Source organism: Mesorhizobium sp. M1D.F.Ca.ET.043.01.1.1, from assembly GCF_003952385.1.
Lineage (GTDB): Bacteria > Pseudomonadota > Alphaproteobacteria > Rhizobiales > Rhizobiaceae > Mesorhizobium.
The window spans coordinates 2063689-2079616 of the sequence record NZ_CP034444.1; the positions used below are offsets into that span (position 1 = coordinate 2063689).

The 15928-nt window shown below is 58.0% G+C and carries 17 protein-coding genes and 1 pseudogene; 5 read left to right on the forward strand and 13 right to left on the reverse strand.

Annotated elements, in window-relative coordinates; translation table 11 throughout:
• Positions 1-8 precede the first annotated feature (8 nt).
• Complete coding sequence (locus EJ067_RS10235; protein WP_126078945.1) at positions 9-791, reverse strand: SDR family oxidoreductase; 783 nt, start codon at positions 789-791, stop codon at positions 9-11.
• Positions 792-845: 54 nt separating this feature from the next.
• Positions 846-1256, reverse strand: a complete 411-nt coding sequence (locus tag EJ067_RS10240; RefSeq protein WP_095811604.1) for a Dabb family protein — start codon at positions 1254-1256, stop codon at positions 846-848.
• A gap of 108 nt (positions 1257-1364) precedes the next feature.
• On the opposite strand from EJ067_RS10240, the gene EJ067_RS10245 reads away from it, so the two are divergent.
• The gene (locus tag EJ067_RS10245; RefSeq protein WP_095811603.1) at positions 1365-2279 is read left to right on the forward strand and encodes a LysR family transcriptional regulator; all 915 of its coding nucleotides are present in this window, start codon (positions 1365-1367) and stop codon (positions 2277-2279) included.
• Positions 2280-2331: 52 nt separating this feature from the next.
• On the opposite strand, the gene pcaF is transcribed toward EJ067_RS10245, so the two are convergent.
• The 10 genes from pcaF to EJ067_RS10295 form a co-directional block, all read right to left on the reverse strand.
• Positions 2332-3531, reverse strand: coding sequence for a 3-oxoadipyl-CoA thiolase (gene pcaF / locus EJ067_RS10250; RefSeq protein WP_126078946.1), 1200 nt, complete (start codon positions 3529-3531; stop codon positions 2332-2334).
• A gap of 1 nt (position 3532) precedes the next feature.
• The gene (locus EJ067_RS10255) at positions 3533-4201 is read right to left on the reverse strand and encodes a 3-oxoacid CoA-transferase subunit B (protein ID WP_095811602.1); all 669 of its coding nucleotides are present in this window, start codon (positions 4199-4201) and stop codon (positions 3533-3535) included.
• On the reverse strand, positions 4198-4932 hold the full coding sequence (locus EJ067_RS10260) for a 3-oxoacid CoA-transferase subunit A (protein ID WP_095811601.1): 735 nt from the start codon (positions 4930-4932) through the stop codon (positions 4198-4200). The genes EJ067_RS10255 and EJ067_RS10260 overlap by 4 nt, the downstream gene beginning before the upstream one ends.
• A gap of 61 nt (positions 4933-4993) precedes the next feature.
• Positions 4994-6052, reverse strand: coding sequence for a maleylacetate reductase (locus EJ067_RS10265; RefSeq protein WP_095811720.1), 1059 nt, complete (start codon positions 6050-6052; stop codon positions 4994-4996).
• 16 nt (positions 6053-6068) lie between these two features.
• A complete protein-coding gene (locus tag EJ067_RS10270; protein ID WP_095811600.1) occupies positions 6069-6356 on the reverse strand; it encodes a YciI family protein in 288 nt (95 codons plus the stop codon).
• A gap of 27 nt (positions 6357-6383) precedes the next feature.
• The gene (locus EJ067_RS10275; protein ID WP_126078947.1) at positions 6384-7106 is read right to left on the reverse strand and encodes an SDR family oxidoreductase; all 723 of its coding nucleotides are present in this window, start codon (positions 7104-7106) and stop codon (positions 6384-6386) included.
• A gap of 33 nt (positions 7107-7139) precedes the next feature.
• Positions 7140-8144, reverse strand: a complete 1005-nt coding sequence (locus EJ067_RS10280; RefSeq protein ID WP_095811598.1) for an ABC transporter permease — start codon at positions 8142-8144, stop codon at positions 7140-7142.
• Entirely contained in the window at positions 8141-8869 is a 729-nt protein-coding gene (locus EJ067_RS10285; protein ID WP_126085769.1) for an ATP-binding cassette domain-containing protein, read from the reverse strand. Before EJ067_RS10285 ends, EJ067_RS10280 begins: the two co-directional genes overlap by 4 nt.
• Positions 8869-9693, reverse strand: a complete 825-nt coding sequence (locus EJ067_RS10290) for an ATP-binding cassette domain-containing protein (RefSeq protein ID WP_126085770.1) — start codon at positions 9691-9693, stop codon at positions 8869-8871. The genes EJ067_RS10285 and EJ067_RS10290 overlap by 1 nt, the downstream gene beginning before the upstream one ends.
• A 2-nt stretch (positions 9694-9695) precedes the next feature.
• Positions 9696-10709: a sugar ABC transporter substrate-binding protein gene (locus EJ067_RS10295; RefSeq protein ID WP_126085771.1), complete on the reverse strand. Its 1014-nt coding sequence runs from the start codon at positions 10707-10709 to the stop codon at positions 9696-9698.
• Positions 10710-11009: 300 nt separating this feature from the next.
• On the opposite strand from EJ067_RS10295, the gene EJ067_RS10300 reads away from it, so the two are divergent.
• Together EJ067_RS10300 and EJ067_RS10310 are read left to right on the forward strand one after the other, a co-directional pair.
• Positions 11010-11870 (forward strand): sugar phosphate isomerase/epimerase, encoded by an 861-nt coding sequence (locus tag EJ067_RS10300; protein ID WP_210201421.1) that lies wholly within the window; start codon positions 11010-11012, stop codon positions 11868-11870.
• A 616-nt stretch (positions 11871-12486) separates the two neighbouring features.
• Positions 12487-13299 (forward strand): TIM barrel protein, encoded by an 813-nt coding sequence (locus tag EJ067_RS10310; RefSeq protein WP_095811718.1) that lies wholly within the window; start codon positions 12487-12489, stop codon positions 13297-13299.
• Between the two features lie 14 nt (positions 13300-13313).
• Here the strand turns inward: EJ067_RS10310 and EJ067_RS10315 are convergent, their stop codons facing one another.
• Positions 13314-14258, reverse strand: coding sequence for a LysR family transcriptional regulator (locus EJ067_RS10315; protein ID WP_126089574.1), 945 nt, complete (start codon positions 14256-14258; stop codon positions 13314-13316).
• Positions 14259-14367: 109 nt separating this feature from the next.
• Here EJ067_RS10315 and EJ067_RS35240 point away from each other — a divergent pair.
• Positions 14368-14625: pseudogene (locus EJ067_RS35240) on the forward strand (acyltransferase); the annotation flags it as partial.
• Between the two features lie 178 nt (positions 14626-14803).
• The gene (gene nolL / locus EJ067_RS10325; protein WP_126078951.1) at positions 14804-15925 is read left to right on the forward strand and encodes a nodulation factor fucose acetyltransferase NolL; all 1122 of its coding nucleotides are present in this window, start codon (positions 14804-14806) and stop codon (positions 15923-15925) included.
• Positions 15926-15928 lie beyond the last annotated feature (3 nt).

A 15928-nucleotide genomic window follows, 5' to 3' on the forward strand; every position in this document is an offset into this window, starting at 1 on the left:
GGTCCCGCTTAGATTGAAGCCCCTTCGGCCCCGGTGCGGAAGTCAAAGCCAGCAGTCAGGCCGCCGTCTGCGACGAGGTCTGCACCCAAGATCGCGTGGGCGCCGTCAGACAAAAGGAACAGCGCTGCTCGAGCGACTTCGACCGCCTCCAGGATCTTTCCCTCCGGCTGCCTGTTGGAGCGCGTCGCCAGGAATTTGTCGCCGTCGGTCGCGGATTCGAGGTGGCGCTTGAACAGTCCAGCCATCATAGGGCCGGGGCTGAGGACGTTGATGCGAACACCGGCGCGAGCATGGTCCAGGGCTGCAGTTCGTGCAAGTTGCCTTACCGCAGCTTTGGTTGCGTTGTAGACAGCCAATTGCTGCTCGGCCAAACCTGCATTTACCGATGCTACTGCAACGACTGAGCCCCCTCTCCTCTCCATCAGCGGGATCAACGCGGCCATTGCAAGCGCAGTGCCCGTGACGTTCACGTCCATCGCACGCGCGATAATCTCGGGGGTTGTGTCCGGTATGAAACCTGTGTCGAGGATCGCTGCGGAGGTAACCAGACCTAGCTTCCCGGAGCTCGTGGAATTGATGGCGTCTTTCACCTTTGTCCAGGTGCTCCGGTCGGAAACAGAACCTAGAACCTGGGTGTAGCCTTCACGTTCAGACAATCGGGAGGACGTCAGATCCACTCCGACGACCTTCGATCCACAATCCAGCAGCAAAGTCGCGATCTCGCTCCCAAGCCCGGACGCGGTGCCGGTAACGACGATTAGGTCGGGCAATCCGAAGGTGAGCGTTGGCATTGATGTATATCCTCCAACTTCGAACGGCGATCGGCAAGGCTAAGCGATTCAAGCCTATTCGACGGCGTTGTGCGATCGACCAGTGCTTGAGAGCGCGCTCCTGGAAGAGGAGGCGACTGCCTCTACGTCCTGGACGTAGTCAACTTGGTGCCTCGCTATGCGCATACCCTCCAACTCATCTCGGACTTTCAAATGAGCTGGGTGGGTCGCGTATGCAGCAAGTGCTTCCTTACTGCTGAACTCGGAATACAGGACCACATCGCAGGCATAGGATACCCGGCTGAAATCCACACCGATTTCCAGATGGAGGAGCCCGGGAATGAGGCCCCTGAGGCCCTCGAACCTCAATTTTATTATAGCGGCAGCCTGATCCTTCTCGGTCTCGTTCGCGCCAGCAACGTTCCACATGACGATGTGCTTTATACAGTCGCCAACAGTTCGGTTTTCAATGCTGGGGAGACCCATCCGACCCTCTCAGGCGTGTGACAACTGATTATCGTCAGCAGGAATTGCATTTGCCGTAGAGACGATAAAGACTGCCAACGAGAAAACACCTTCCCGCTGGGCGCAAAAATGGATCGCTGGACCGAACTGGACGTGTTTGTAAGGATCGCGGAGGAAGCGAGCCTAACTCGAGCAGGCGAGACGCTCGGAATGTCTATTTCGAGCGTAAGCCGCAACCTGATGAACTTGGAGACACGCCTCGGCGTTCGCTTGGTCCAGCGATCCACCCGCCAATTGAGCCTCACCAGCGAGGGTGAGCAGTTTTATGAACAGGCACGGGAAATCATCCACAACCTTCTCGATGCTGAAGCAAACGTGTCAGCCAAAGCGGCTAGCCCGAATGGTCGACTGCGGGTCGGAGCCTCTCTTTCATTCTCCTTGCTGCATCTGATGCCTGTCGTACAACAGTTTCGCGATCGATACCCCAACGTCATTATCGATATCGTGTCGTCCAACCGATACTATGACATCGTCGAGAATGGCCTCGATCTCGCAATCAGAACGCGCCGTGTAGAAGCGGACAGTTCCATCACAATCAGACGCCTAGCCGAGACGCGGCGTCTTTTGGCGGCGTCTCCAGCCTACCTGGAGCGTCGTGGCACGCCCCAGCATCCCAGTGATCTGGCCGATCATGATCTCATTCTCTACACACTCGCCGACAACTGGAACCAGTTCAATTTCCGCAAGGGCGCCGACCAACTAAGGATCGACGTGGACGGCATCATCAATGCAAATGATGGCCAGTTGATCTGCGTGGCTGCGCGAAACGGGTTGGGAATTCTGGCCCAGCCAGCCTACATCATACAGGCCGATCTGGACGCCGGGCGTCTCGTCAGGGTTTTGGACGACTGGGACTTGCCCCGCCTTACCATGAACATCGCGTTTCCTACCAAGGTCATGCTTCCAACACGAACCCGCCTGTTCATAGATTTCCTGGTCGAACGCTTCCGCGTCGGCGAATACGAAAAAATTTGGACGAGTTAAGCGTGTGTTGGTGCCTCGGGTCGCACGAACGCCCGGCATTGGCGGCAACTGCCTATGTTCTCTCCAATGCCACCGCGATCCCCTGTCCGACACCGACGCACATGGTAGCAAGGGCTCGCCTGCCGCCCGACAGAGACATCTCGATTGCTGCCGTGCCGGCAATGCGGGCGCCCGACATGCCCAAGGGATGACCCAGTGCGATCGCACCGCCATTGCGGTTAACCCGATCATCATTCAGAGCTACCCCTAGCTCACGAAGCGTCGCCAGACCTTGCGAGGCAAAAGCCTCGTTGAGTTCGATGACGTCGAAATCGTCCGCCACTAACCCCAAACGGCTCATCAACTTCTGAGATGCTGGCGCGGGGCCGATGCCCATGATCCGCGGTGGAACGCCCGCGGTAGCGCCGGCCACGATGCGCGCGATTGGTGCCAGTCCATTCTTTTTGGCGGCGGTCTCGGTTGCGATGATCAAGGCCGCGGCCCCGTCATTTACTCCTGACGAGTTGCCAGCTGTCACGCTGCCACCATTGAAGAGCGGCTTCAGTTTGGAAAGGGTTTCGAAGGTAGTGGCGCGAGGATGTTCGTCGCGGTCGACCATCACAGGGTCGCCCTTGCGCTGGGGAATAACGACAGGCGTGATTTCTCGCGCCAGGCGCCCATTCGACTGAGCATTTGCCGCCTTGTTCTGCGAAGCTACCGCAAACAGGTCTTGATCCTCCCGGCTGATCCCGAAATCGTCCGCAACGTTTTGGCCAGTCTGCGGCATCGAATCGACACCGTAGCGCCCCGCCATCGCTGGATTGACGAAGCGCCAGCCGATCGTCGTGTCGTGGACCTCTGCATGTCGAGAGAATGCCGTTTCTGCTTTGGGCAATACGAACGGCGCCCGCGACATGGACTCAACGCCCCCTGCGATCACAAGGTCTGCTTCACCTGCCTTGATAGCGCGGGCCGCGGTGATCAGAGCATCCATGCCTGAGCCGCATAGGCGGTTCATCGTCGTTCCGGGCACCGTTTCAGGTAGTCCGGCTAGCAGCAACGACATTCTTGCCACGTTGCGATTGTCTTCGCCTGCTTGGTTCGCGCAGCCGAATATCACCTCATCCACCGCTTGCCAGTCGAGGGACCCGTGTCGCTTCATCAGTTCCTTCAGCGGAACAGCTCCGAGGTCGTCAGCTCGCACCGACGAAAGCACGCCGCCGAAGCGGCCGATCGGCGTGCGAATGTAGTCGCAGATAAACGCTTCGCTCATGTCAAACATCCGCAACGATAAGGTCGGCGACCCCGCCGACAACGTGCAATTCAGCGCCGGTCAGCGCCTGCAATTCGTCGATTGAAATGGAGGACAGTTTTTCACGAAGCACGAAGTGCTCGTCCTCGACGTCGATCAATGCCAGGCTGGTGTAGATGCGTGTCACGCACTGGACACCGGTAAGCGGCAGACTGCATCGCTTGACGAGTTTGGCCTTACCATCCTTGGTGATGTGGTCGGTTATCACCGCTACCCGTTTGGCGCCATGGACCAGGTCCATGGCCCCACCGACGGCGGGGACACCTCTTGGCCCGGTCGACCAATTTGCCAGATCGCCATTTTCAGCCACTTCGTAGGCACCGAGAATAGCGACATCCAGATGGCCGCCACGAACCATCGCGAAGCTGTCGGCATGATGGAAGAAGGCGGTCCCTGGGTTCAGTGTCACTGCCTTCTTACCTGCATTGATCAAATCCCAGTCCTCTTGTCCTGCTGCAGGAGCTTCGCCGAAACCCAGGATTCCATTTTCGGTATGAAAGATCGCTTGGCGTCCGGGCGGCTGAAAGCGCGCGACGAGCTCAGGGAGCCCTATGCCGAGGTTCACGTATGCGCCATCAGCTATGTCCTGGGCAGCCCGCCACGCGATCTGGGTGGGGTTCAACTTGTTCATTGGACGGCCTCCGGGTAGACGGCATTTGCCCGGTTAAGCGTCTCCTCCTGCGCCGGCTCCGCAACCTCCACGAGGCCTTGCACAAAAATGCCGGGAGTAACGACGGTCTCCGGATCGATGTCTCCCGGGCGAACAATGCTGGAGACCTGGGCTATTGTGGTCTGGGCTGCCATACACATCAGCGGATTGAAATTTCGCGCGGCTTTGTTGAAGGTGAGGTTGCCAAACGTGTCGCCAAGATGCGCCTTCACCAATGCGAAGTCCGCCTTCAGCCAACGCTCCCTGATGTAGCCGCGTCCCTCGAACTCCTCGACCGGCTTGCCCTTTGCAAGGTCCGTTCCGTATCCTGTTGGCGTGTAGAAGGCCGGGATGCCGGCGCCTCCCGCACGAATACGTTCGGCGAGTGTGCCCTGCGGAACGAGTTCGAGTTCGATCTTGCCGGCCAAATAGAGGTCAGTGAAAACCCGCGGATCGGCCGACCTCGGGAACGAGCAGATCAGTTTAGACACCATTCCCTGTTCGATGAGGGCTGCGAGCCCGACATGCCCGTTGCCAGCGTTGTTGTTCACAACCGTCAAGTTCGTCGGATGGCCGGTTTGCACAAAACGGTCGATCAAAGCGTGGATCAGCTCGATCGGTGCCCCGGACCCTCCGAAGCCGCCGATCATCACCGTCATGCCGTCTTCGATGCCCCTCACCGCTTCGCGCAGAGACGCGATAGTTTTGTCCATACCATCTCCTCTTGGACCGGGCTTGCTCTCGCGAAGGCGAGGGAGGATCGGCCCACACTTTTCAAGCCTGTGGTGGTTCTCCGGCATAGGCCCGGGCGATCAGTTCCCTGATTGGACCGCGCTCCAAGGTGCGCGGATTCCAATACGGATTTGCGAGCGCACGGTCGGTTGCGATATCGATTCCGCTCTGCGGCATGCCGATGTCCGAAAGTGCACGTTTGGCCCCAATCTGTCCGGCGAGGTCATAGAGCGCCATCGCAGGATCGGCCTTCAGGATCGCACGCAAATTGTCGACGACCGTCGGAATGGCAGGAGCGTTGTAGGCTAGCGCATGCGGCAACACGATCGTGTGGGTCTCCGCATGTGGCAGGTCGAAGGTGCCTCCCAAAGTGTGGCAGAGCTTGTGATGCAACGCCATTCCAACCGAGCCAAGACATATGCCACAGAGCCAGGCGCCATACAGCGCTTTCCACCGCGCCTCTGGGTCTTGCGGCCGTAGCGCAATGACCGGCAAAGCGTCAGCGAGAGCACCAATCGCTTCTTTCGCCATCAAGCTGATTACCGGATTGCTTTCCCGGGCATAGAGGGCCTCAACCGCGTGTGCAATCGCGTTCATGCCGCTTGTTCCAGACATAGCGGCGGGAAGTGTCATCGTGAGCTCCACGTCATAGATGACAACCTCTGGCAGGACCTTCGGGCTCGATTGGGTAATCTTCGCACCGTCTTTGGTCTCACCAAGGATCGGGGTCATCTCCGAGCCAGCATAGGTTGTTGGGGCTACGATCTGCGGCAAGTCGGTGCGCAGCGCGATTGCTTTGGCGAGTCCCGTGGTTGAGCCACCTCCAACTGCAACCAACCCGTCGATATTGAGATCGGCCACCGTGCGCATCGCCTCTTCCGTGACCGAAACTGGCGTATGCATTGTTGCTTTTGCATAGACACCAGCAGCCCGTTCCCCGATTGACTCTGAAAGACGTAAGGCATCGGCCTCCTGCGGCGGGGTCGCCAGCACGAGAACGCGTTGCAGGCCCATCCGCTGGACCTCTTCCGGCAGGGTCGAGATCGTGCCGGAGCCGAAGATCACTCGAGCAGGTTGGCCGTTATAGACGAACGTCTTCATTGTCATTCCTTTCGCGTCAGAGGCGGTTGTCCACACGCATCAGAAAGGGATGGATGTTCACGCTCTGCCAGACATTGGCCGAAGCGAATGGATCTGCAGCGTTAAAGGCCTTTACGTCGTCGATAGCGTTGGCCGAGAAAACGAAGAGCGATCCAATCATGGTCACACCGTCCTGCGCGACCAACGGCCCGGAAATCACGGTCGCGACGGAACCGCTCGCAAGGTACGCCTTGTGCGCGTCGTAATTTGCAAGACGCCGCGGAAGTGCATCTGCATGGTCAAGGCAGTGAACGGCAAAGAGCAACTTGTATCTCCCGAGTTTTCGATCGGTCTATGGCGCAGTGTAGCCGCCATCAATGACGAGCTCGGCGCCAGTCATGAAGCTGGATTCGTCACTGGCCAGGAACAATGCGCCGTAGGCGATCTCTTCTGGTCTCCCGAGCCGCTTCATGGGTGTGATATTGACGATGGCCGCCGTGATGCTCGAATCCTGGGCGTCGATCATCGGCGTGCTGATAATCCCCGGGTGGATTGAATTGACGCGTATACCGTCGCCCACATAGGTCAGAGCCGCGTTCTTACTCATATGCCGGACAGCGGCCTTGGACGCGGTATAGGCGGACACGCCTGCCGCTCCGGCAATTCCCCAGATCGACGACGTGTTGATAATTGACCCGCCGCCATTTGCCTTCATGTGAGGGATGACGACCTTCATTCCGTAGAATGGGCCAGTTTGATTGATGGCAATGACTTTGTTCCAGTCCTCGATCGCGATCTCTGCGATCCCCTCGTAGGACAGAACCGTCCCCGCATTGTTGAAAAGGATGTCGATCCTGCCGTCTTCAGCGATGATGGCTTCCACGACGGCAGTCCAATTCTCAAACTCTGTAACGTCGAGCTTGTGTCGAACCACGCTCTTGCCGGTGGGTTCGTCATCGAAACTGAGATCGCATGCGTGGACCTTCGCGCCTTCCCTCTCAAACAGCTCCACAGTAGCCTTGCCTATACCTCGTGCTCCGCCGGTTATGAGTGCCACCTTGTCCCTAAGACGCATCGTCTTTTCTCCCGTGTCGTGCCGTGGACCGTTTCAATTGGCCTTGTCGGCTCCGCTTATTTTGCTGATGAAGAGCGCAACGAGGATGATCCCGCCTGTCGTGGCATTGATCCAATATGCGGGGACTTGGGACAGGACCAACACGTCCTGGATCAGAACAAGGAGAAGCACACCCCCACACGCGCCAGCGATGGTACCGCGCCCGCCGTTCAAACTTACTCCGCCCAAGACAGCGGCTGCGAAGGCATTGAAGATCAGGTTCTGTCCGAGAGATGACGGGATTGACGCAATTCGTCCTGCCTGCAGCAACCCTGCCAGCGCCGCGAGGACGCCGGCTACCACGAATACGCCCATCAGAATTCGCTCCACCGGGATACCTGCGACCCGAGCTGCCTGTGGGTTGCCGCCAACCGCGTAGAGCATCCTCCCGATCCTGTGCCGGGACATGAATACGGTGAGAATGATCAGCAAGCCGACGGCGACCAAGAAGGAGACCGGCGCTCCCAGAGCAGTCGCTTCTCCGGGATATGTCAGAAGCGGAGGCAAATCAGAAAGAGTTTCGCCACGTGTCAGCCCGAGGCTGATGCCGCGCAGCAGGATCAGGGTGGCCAAGGTGGCGATGAAGGCGTTGAACTTGAGATAGACCACCAAGATGCCGTTGAATGCACCGATCACTGCGCCCGTTAGGAAAATTGCGATAAGCGCCAGGAACGGAGAGCCTGCGAGGTTCAGGCCACTACCGCCTGCATCGAGAAGGCAATAGACGCCGACCATAGGCGCTAGCCCAAAAGTGGATTCAAGCGACAAGTCGAACTTGCCGGCGATGAGAACCACGGTCAGGCCCATGGTGAGAATCCCAAGCTCACTGGCCTGCTGCACCACGCCATAAAAATTGTCGTAAGACAGGAAAGACGAGTTCAGCGCGGCGCCGACGATCATGACGACGACCAGGACCGGCAAGATTGCCCATTCCGGCTGGAGCAGATCGCTCAGAACCCTTTTTGGCGCGACCGCGCCTGCGATTGGGTTGTGTGTCATGGTAACTCCGGAGACAGATGGAACCCTTCCATTGCGGACACGAGCTCTTCCTCGCTCATCCCGCTTTTTTCGATGACTTTTCGCCCGCGAACCCAGACTTGGACACGATCGCAGAACGCAAGTTCCTCGGGTTCGTCGCTGACGAGGACAACGGCCAATCCCTCCCGACGGTGCCGTTCGACAATCTCGAGGATGGTGGCCTTCGAGGCGATGTCGACGCCGGCGGTTGGGTGGAAGAGGATCAGCACGGATGGGTTGCTGCTGAGCGCCGACCCCAGCAACACCTTTTGCTGGTTGCCACCACTCAATTCTCCGACGCCTTGCTTGATCGAATGACAGACAATTCCGAGATCTGCGCGATTGTCTTCCGCAAATTTTTTGCGAGCCCGCCGGTCAATGAGAACGCGTTTCGAAAATGCTTTGAGGGACGGTAGAGTGATGTTGTCCTCGATGGACATTGAGCCGACGAGGCCGGTTTTGATGCGATCCTCCGGCAAAAGCGCCATGCCTCGCGCGACCGCTGTCCCAGGATTCCAAGGCTTGGGAACGGTTTTACCGTTCAGCACAATCTCGCCCGACCACCTCGAAACGTGTCCCGCCAATGCGAGCGCCATATGGCGAGAACCTGAGCCAGAATGTCCGGCCAATCCGACGACCTCTCCAGCGCGGAGCGAGAGATCAAGGGCATCCTGGCAAGCGCCCACCTTAACTTGCGCCTTGAGCACTACAGGGGTCTTGGGGGGAGCGCCGGCCGCGCTACGTGCTCGCTGGCCGTTAAAGCGATGCCGGTCGCCTCATCCCCTACCATGGCTGACACGATCTGGCCAGTAGAGAGCTTTTGCGCGTCTCCATGCAAAACATCGCGACCGTTGCGGAGCACAGTCACGGCGTCACAGACGCGCGGCACCTCATCCAAGTGGTGCGAGATAAAAAGGAAGGTCACCCCTCGCTCTCGAAGTTCATTAACCCGCGTTATAAGCTGATCGATCTCGCTTGTGATAAGCTGAGCAGTCGGTTCATCGAGGATAACGAACCGCGACCCCTGGCTGAGGGCGCGCGCTATCTCCACCATTTGCGCTTCCCCGACGCCGAGGTCTCTGACCTGCGTAGTGGGGAGGATGGGAATGTTCCAGCTCTCCAGGGCCGCTGCAGCTTCCCGGTTCAAGGCGCGCCAGGAAATCATCCGTTTGCCTTGGTAGCGCCCAAGGTAGAGATTCTCGGCGACGCTGAGGTCTGGAACGAGAGTTCGATGCTGATAGACGCAGGCTACCGCCTCGCGCCACGCATTTCGATCGCTCAGCGCCGGCGGCGCTGAGCCATTCAGCAAGAAGGTCCCGGAATCGATCGCCCTCAGGCCCGTGAGGACTGATACGAGGGTAGACTTGCCCGCGCCATTGCGGCCGATCAGGCCATGCGACTCGCCCCGTCTAATCTCGATGGACAACCCATTGAGAGCGGTGGTCCCGCCGAAGCGTTTGACGGCGCCGTCGATCTTGACGATCTGCTCGGACGCCGCCGACGCATTCGAATATTCGGGGCGGGCGGCCATGACTACTTCGCGTTGCCCCAGAGGGTTTTGTCGTCGACATTTGCTTTGGTGATAATCGGCGAGGGCAGTTCGTCGACGAAATACGCGCCGTCCCTCACGACCGTGCTGCCGTGATCGGTCGGGCCTTCTTTCATCGGCTTTCCCTCGAGTGCAGCATTGAGATACTCGACGCCGTGCTTGGCGTAGTCCACGACAGGCTGAGAAATGGTGGCGTCCAGGAAACCCGCGCGAATTGCCTTCAGGGCACCCGAGCCGCCGTCGATGGCAACCATGGCGATGTGTCCCGACTCGCCAGCCGGAACGAGGCGGCCACGGGACTTCAGCGCCGAAGAAACCGGATCATAGTAGAGGGTGTCCGTTGCCAGATAGATGCCGGCGATGTCAGGATTGCCGCTCATGACGGTGAGCGCAACGTTCGCGCTTGTCGGACCGTCCCAGTTGGCGGTCTGTTCAATGATTTTTGCGTCGGAGGCTTTTTTGAACGCCTTGTCGAAGCCGTCCTTGCGATTGCGGCCGTTGGTGGTCGTCAGCGCTCCGGTGATTTGTAGAACAGTGCCTTTCTTGTCGCCCATGGCGGCTTTGAGAGCTTCAGCTGCGCGCGCTCCCATCTCGAGATTGTCGGCACGCACAACGGCGTAAACCTCGCCGGCGGCAGGCTTATCGTCGACGATGACCACCGGAACCTTGCGGCTCTTTGCGTAGTCGAGCGCTGGCTTGATGGCGGCGCGATCCACGACGCCGGCCAGGATCACGTTTGCGCCAGCACTGATCAGGTTGCGGAAATCCGTTACCTGCTGGCTCGCGTCCCTGTTTGCGTTCGTCGTTTGCACGACCTCTCCACCGACCGACGTGGCCCCATCGGTGGCTGCGTTCACCAGAACGGTGAAGAACGGAGTGTTGAGCGTAGGCATTGAGAGGCCGAGCTTCATTTTCTCGGCCGCATAACATTGCGACGCGAATGCAGCCGCTGAGACGAGCAGCGTCGTGGTGAGCATTGATCTGTGCAGCTTATTCACAATCTACCTCCCTTGATGGCTCTAGATTCATGCCATTCCCATCAGGTGGGATAAAGGCGATGGATAGGGAAACAGTGTTGCTCCCAACGCAAAAAGCCCACAGAAAGGCCTGAGGAGTAGGCGGTTAGTGTCGGGCGGCCACTGGCGTCGGCAGTCCCCGGCCACCCCCCGCCACACCGCTTATTGCGAAAACTGCAAAAGTGTTTCTTAAACGCTTCCCTTTCTTTCTAAATTCGGCATGATATTCCCTTGGGCAGGCGGGACGGGGCTGCCAAAATTTCAATGATAGGATGCAACATCGTGGCTCAAGACGTTGAACTCCTGATCTCGTATTTTGCCCTTTCGGGCGACGTTTATCCTCTCGGCCCTGTCGAGATCAGCCCGTTTCCATTCAAGGACAGGGTAGAGGCAGCAGCGCGAGCCGGCTTCAAAGGCTTCGGACTTCACTATGAGGACACGATAGCCACGCAGAGCAAAATTGGCTTTGCCGAGATGAAGCGCATCCTCAACGCAAACGGGATGAAATATCTCGAAATCGAGTTCTTGTTGAACTGGTATCGTAACGACGAGAAGCGGAAGGAGTCGGATAAATTCCGCCGCCAGTTGTTCGATGTCGCCGCAGAGCTCGGTATGCGCGATATCAAGATCGGCCCCGGTTTTCACGAACAGACTGCGGATGTCCCGCTTATGGCGGCTGAGTTCGCAAAACTGTGCCAAGAGGCGGCGGTCTATGGCGCAGATATCGTGTTGGAGATCATGCCTTGGTCGAACGTTCGCACGATCGAGACTGGCCTTGCCATTGTAAGCGAGGCAGACCAACCGAACGGCGGCCTGCTTGTCGACATCTGGCATCTGGCACGCGGGGGGATTCCGTTCAGCGATATCCGCAAGATCCCGACCCGCTTTATCAAAGCGGTAGAAGTTGACGACGCCATGAAAGTGCCGCCGGTTGACGACCTTTGGGAAGACACCATCCATCATCGCGAACTCTGCGGTGAGGGAGAGCTCGATGTCCCGGCGTTCTTGCGAGAAATTCGGGCCGCTGGTTACAAAGGCGTCTACGGGACAGAAATCCTGTCGGCACGCCACCGCAAACTGGGCCTCGATGAAATGGCAAAGCGCGTGTTCGACAGCACGATGGCACAATTCGCGGAGCTGTAAATTGCCGGCCTGCGTGATCAACGGGCAGGTTGAAGGTCGTGATGACCTGGGCATGCCCGAGACAGCGTTTCGGCAGCAAGCCAGGCGCGCGCATCACGTGCAAGCATAACTGGACCACGTCGATAGCTTCTGACTGGCTGTTTTCAGCAGGCCGAGCTTGCCGGTATGTGACTGGTAACGCAAGGAGTTTCGCGATGTAGACCCTACCGCTTTCCGCGACGAGCACAAGGTGCCTTCGCGACCAACGGCGCAGGGCTGCCTTCGTGGCTAGCGGCATTCAAGAGGGTGCGGCAGCGCGTCCCGGGTTGATCCGCCGCCTGAGGCAAGCGTCGGGCGGCGCGATGGTCGCGCTGTGCGTCGGCCTCGGCTCTCGCGAAGCACCCTCCTGCTGAACTTTGAATCCGATCGGTTGGGCATCTCTCCGTGTAGGCGGGTGAGCTTGCGGAAGCAGATGGAAGGCCGCGAACCAGCTTCGGTCATTGCACCAGGCGATGTCTCAGCAGGCGCGGCACCACAGTTAGACAAGCGTGAGTTCGACTGACTCGCCGTGAATCAACGCACGGTAAAAGCCATGTCAGCCCAGAATGAAACCCGTTCATGGAAGGAAAACCAGCCCATGGGCCAAGCATCGCCCCGCTTTGCACTCGATCATATGGCGACACCCGGACTTGACGTCAGGGCACTTTTCGCTTTTGCCCGCGACCAGGGCCTGACCGATGTCCAGATCCGCAGCCAGCTGTGCGGTAACGATATTGCACTCGGCATGCCCGCTGCAGACGTCCGGTCTGCCGCCGCCGAGGCGGGCGTTGGGATTATTTCCGTCAATGCCCTGCAGCGCTTCAATGAGTGGACACCCGCCCGCAAGGCCGAGGCGAGCAAGCTCGCCGATTATGCGGCGGCCTGCGGAGCCAAGATGCTCATGTTAGTGCCGGTCAACGACGGCTCATGGCCTGCCAATGGCGAGCGCCGAGGCGATCTCCGCGTCGCCTTGAAGGCGCTCAAGCCGATCCTCCAGTCGCGCGGTCTGATCGGTCTCATCGAGCCGCTGGGCTTCCAAACCTGCTCGCTTCGATCGAAGCACGAAGCGGCTAAGGCCATTGCCGCGATTGATGGCCAGTCAGTCTTCCGCCTCGTGCACGACACGTTCCACCACACGCTCGCCGGGGAGACGTTCTTCTCCTGCGACCTGACCGGTCTTGTGCACATTTCAAGAGTGAACGATCCAATTCACTGGATTTACCCGGATCGCGTCCTAGCCGGTTCCGACAATGGCAGCCAGATCCGGGCCCTGCTTGATGGCGGTTATGGGGGCCCCTTCTCATTGGCATCCTTTGTCGACGCAACCGACCCGCTGGAGGACCTCGCAGGCTCACTTGCAGCGAGCATTGATCTAGTCCGACACGGACTATTGACGCGAGTGGCGGCGTAAGACGCGGGAGTAAATTAGGCGTGCCTGCGACGCCTTTTGGCGTCCTGCAGAGAAGTCATTCGAGACGCCTCCTGTAACAATACCTCCCGCATCCATATGCTTGCCGGATCGCTGTTGTGAAGGGCGGGCCATTGGACGGCCTCAGTGAACGTGGGTAGTGGCAGCGGCAGTTCGACGATCCGCAGGGGCAAGGTTCTTTCGAAATATTTAACCAGCCGGAAGGGCATGCTCCCTATACGAGCTGTGCCTGAAACCATCGGCGGGATCATGCTGAAGGCCTGCACGACGACCTCGATACGTCTCTTCAGGCCATGCTCAAGCAAGAACCGTTCCTCGATGGAGGGCTTCAGCAGTCGCCCGAACTTGACCGCAACGTGCCTCATCGACATGTATCTCTCGAATGTCAGCTTCCCTGGCAGCTGCTTGTTCGTGGGGCAGCCTACGCATACGAATGTGTCGTCGAACAGCGCCGCTCTTGGATGCGCGCTCGACATGAAAAATTCCGCACAAATCAGAAAATCGACGTCGCCGCGCCGGAGAAGCTCATCGGGCTCGTCGTCGAGAGGCAGCAATTCGAAGCTGATGGCGGGTGCTTCGCGTGCAACACGCTCCACGACCTTTTCGAAAAACACAAGTGTGACGAAATCGGAAACAACGATCCTGAAGCGGCGATCGGATTGAGCTGGGTTAAACGGCTCCCAGGAAATAATCGAGCACTGGATTTTCAGGAGTGCACCGCGAACTGCCGGGGCGAGTGTTTCCGCACGCGCTGTTAGAACACGTTCGCGGCCGCTCATCGTAAACAGTTCATCGTTGAAATAATCGCGCAGCCGGGCGACGGCCGCGCTCATGGCCGGCTGACTTAGGTTGATGCTGTTTGCGGCCGCCGAGAGGTTGCGCTGGGTCAGCAGCGCGTCGAGCACGACGAGGAGGTTCAGATCAAGACCCTTGAAGCGCATGGCTTTCAATTATCCATAGCGTGGATGCTCGCGATCTAAACAATCGATTTTACCAAACTTCCATGGCGCTGCATAGACACCTGAGATGCAACCGATCACGCCACTGCACGGCGTAGCCGCTCACTTGGACCTGCTGCGCCGTTTCCTCACGGCTGGCGAGGTTGATTTTTTGGTAGGCGAACTCGGATTGTACACGGTGCATCCGGATCTTGAGAGACTCGGAATGAGCCATTCTATCCGCGTCATGCGCCCGGTGCTGCAGCAGTTCGGCATTCCATTCGCCTTCGGCACGGTTCGGCACGCGCCGCGGAACCATCTTGAGAGGTTCTGCACAGACGGCGTAGTGCCGGGCGTCTGCGTCGCCACACATGATCGCGACCGCCACTGCGGTCGAGATTGCGATCAGGCACTTGTCCGCTTGCACCCGGTCGGCCCTCAAATCCACCCCGCGATCCGCGTCAATTTCGATCCTTTGCACCGAAACTGGCGCACTCGCCGTGCCCGTAAGCGGCAAGTAGCAACTGCGATAGATAGGCTGAGGTCTGATGCTTGATCACATAACAGTCGGAGCGGAGGCACGCGGCTCGCGCCGAGCAGGAGTAAACAACCGAGACCTAAGCTTTGATTTCGCCAAAGGTATACTCATTACTTTGGTGATAATTGGGCACCTATTGCAATATTGTATTTACCGCGGCACTGACGCCTTTTGGCTGTCGCCGTATTACAAGTCGATATACATATTTCACATGCCTCTCTTTATGGCGATAAGCGGCTATCTCTCTTCCAGGGCAATTTTGCGAAAACCGTTCATTCAAGCGGTCAGCGATCGAGCAACCCAGTTACTGCTGCCAATGCTTTTCTGGTGTGCGTTGATTTGGACGCTAAAGTCCACCGTGATGGTTCCGCCGAAGAGTGTAACTGATGGATTCTTGGGACTGTTAACCGAGGTCATTGGAACATACTGGTTCATATGGGCTGCGTTTATTTCGTTCATCCTGGTTAAGTTTTTTACAACTTTCAATCGTCTATCGATGTGGATCATAGGCGCATCTGCAATTGCGATCGCAATCGCCCCCATCACATCATCGATAATCCCGTCGATAAGATACACTTACCCATTTTATTGTCTTGGGTTCTTTTTTGCTCAATCTAAAGGCTGGCAGGAGAGTATCATCTGGGCGAATAAATCAATTTTCTTATTTTTACTCTCGATAGCAGCTCTCATATGCCTCCTATGGTGGGATAAGCAGACCTACGCCTTCAACAATCACGTGTTCATCAATGATGAACTGTCAGCTAAGCAAGTATTGCTGATGTTTTCCGGCTCTGTGTCGGCTTCTGGAGTGGCAGTGCAGCTTATGTTTCAATGCTGGAGAAATGTCCATTCGACCAGAATAGCTCGCTTTGTCGCGGTCGAGCTTGGTCAGAGCACGCTGCTGCTTTATCTGGTTCAGGGTGCCGTGTTTCGCCTCACGGATTTTATACAGTTTGGGGAAGCCTGGAATCTCACGACCAGAATCGCGTTCGCAGGTGTTCTTGGAGTGGCCATCGTCCTGATCGCGATGGCAATTCGAAAGATTGCGCGCGACCTTGGATATGTGTCGCGCACCGTTGTCGGAGCGACGCCACGCCCAAGTCTGCTCAAACCTCAATCTGTAAGCAACTAGCCA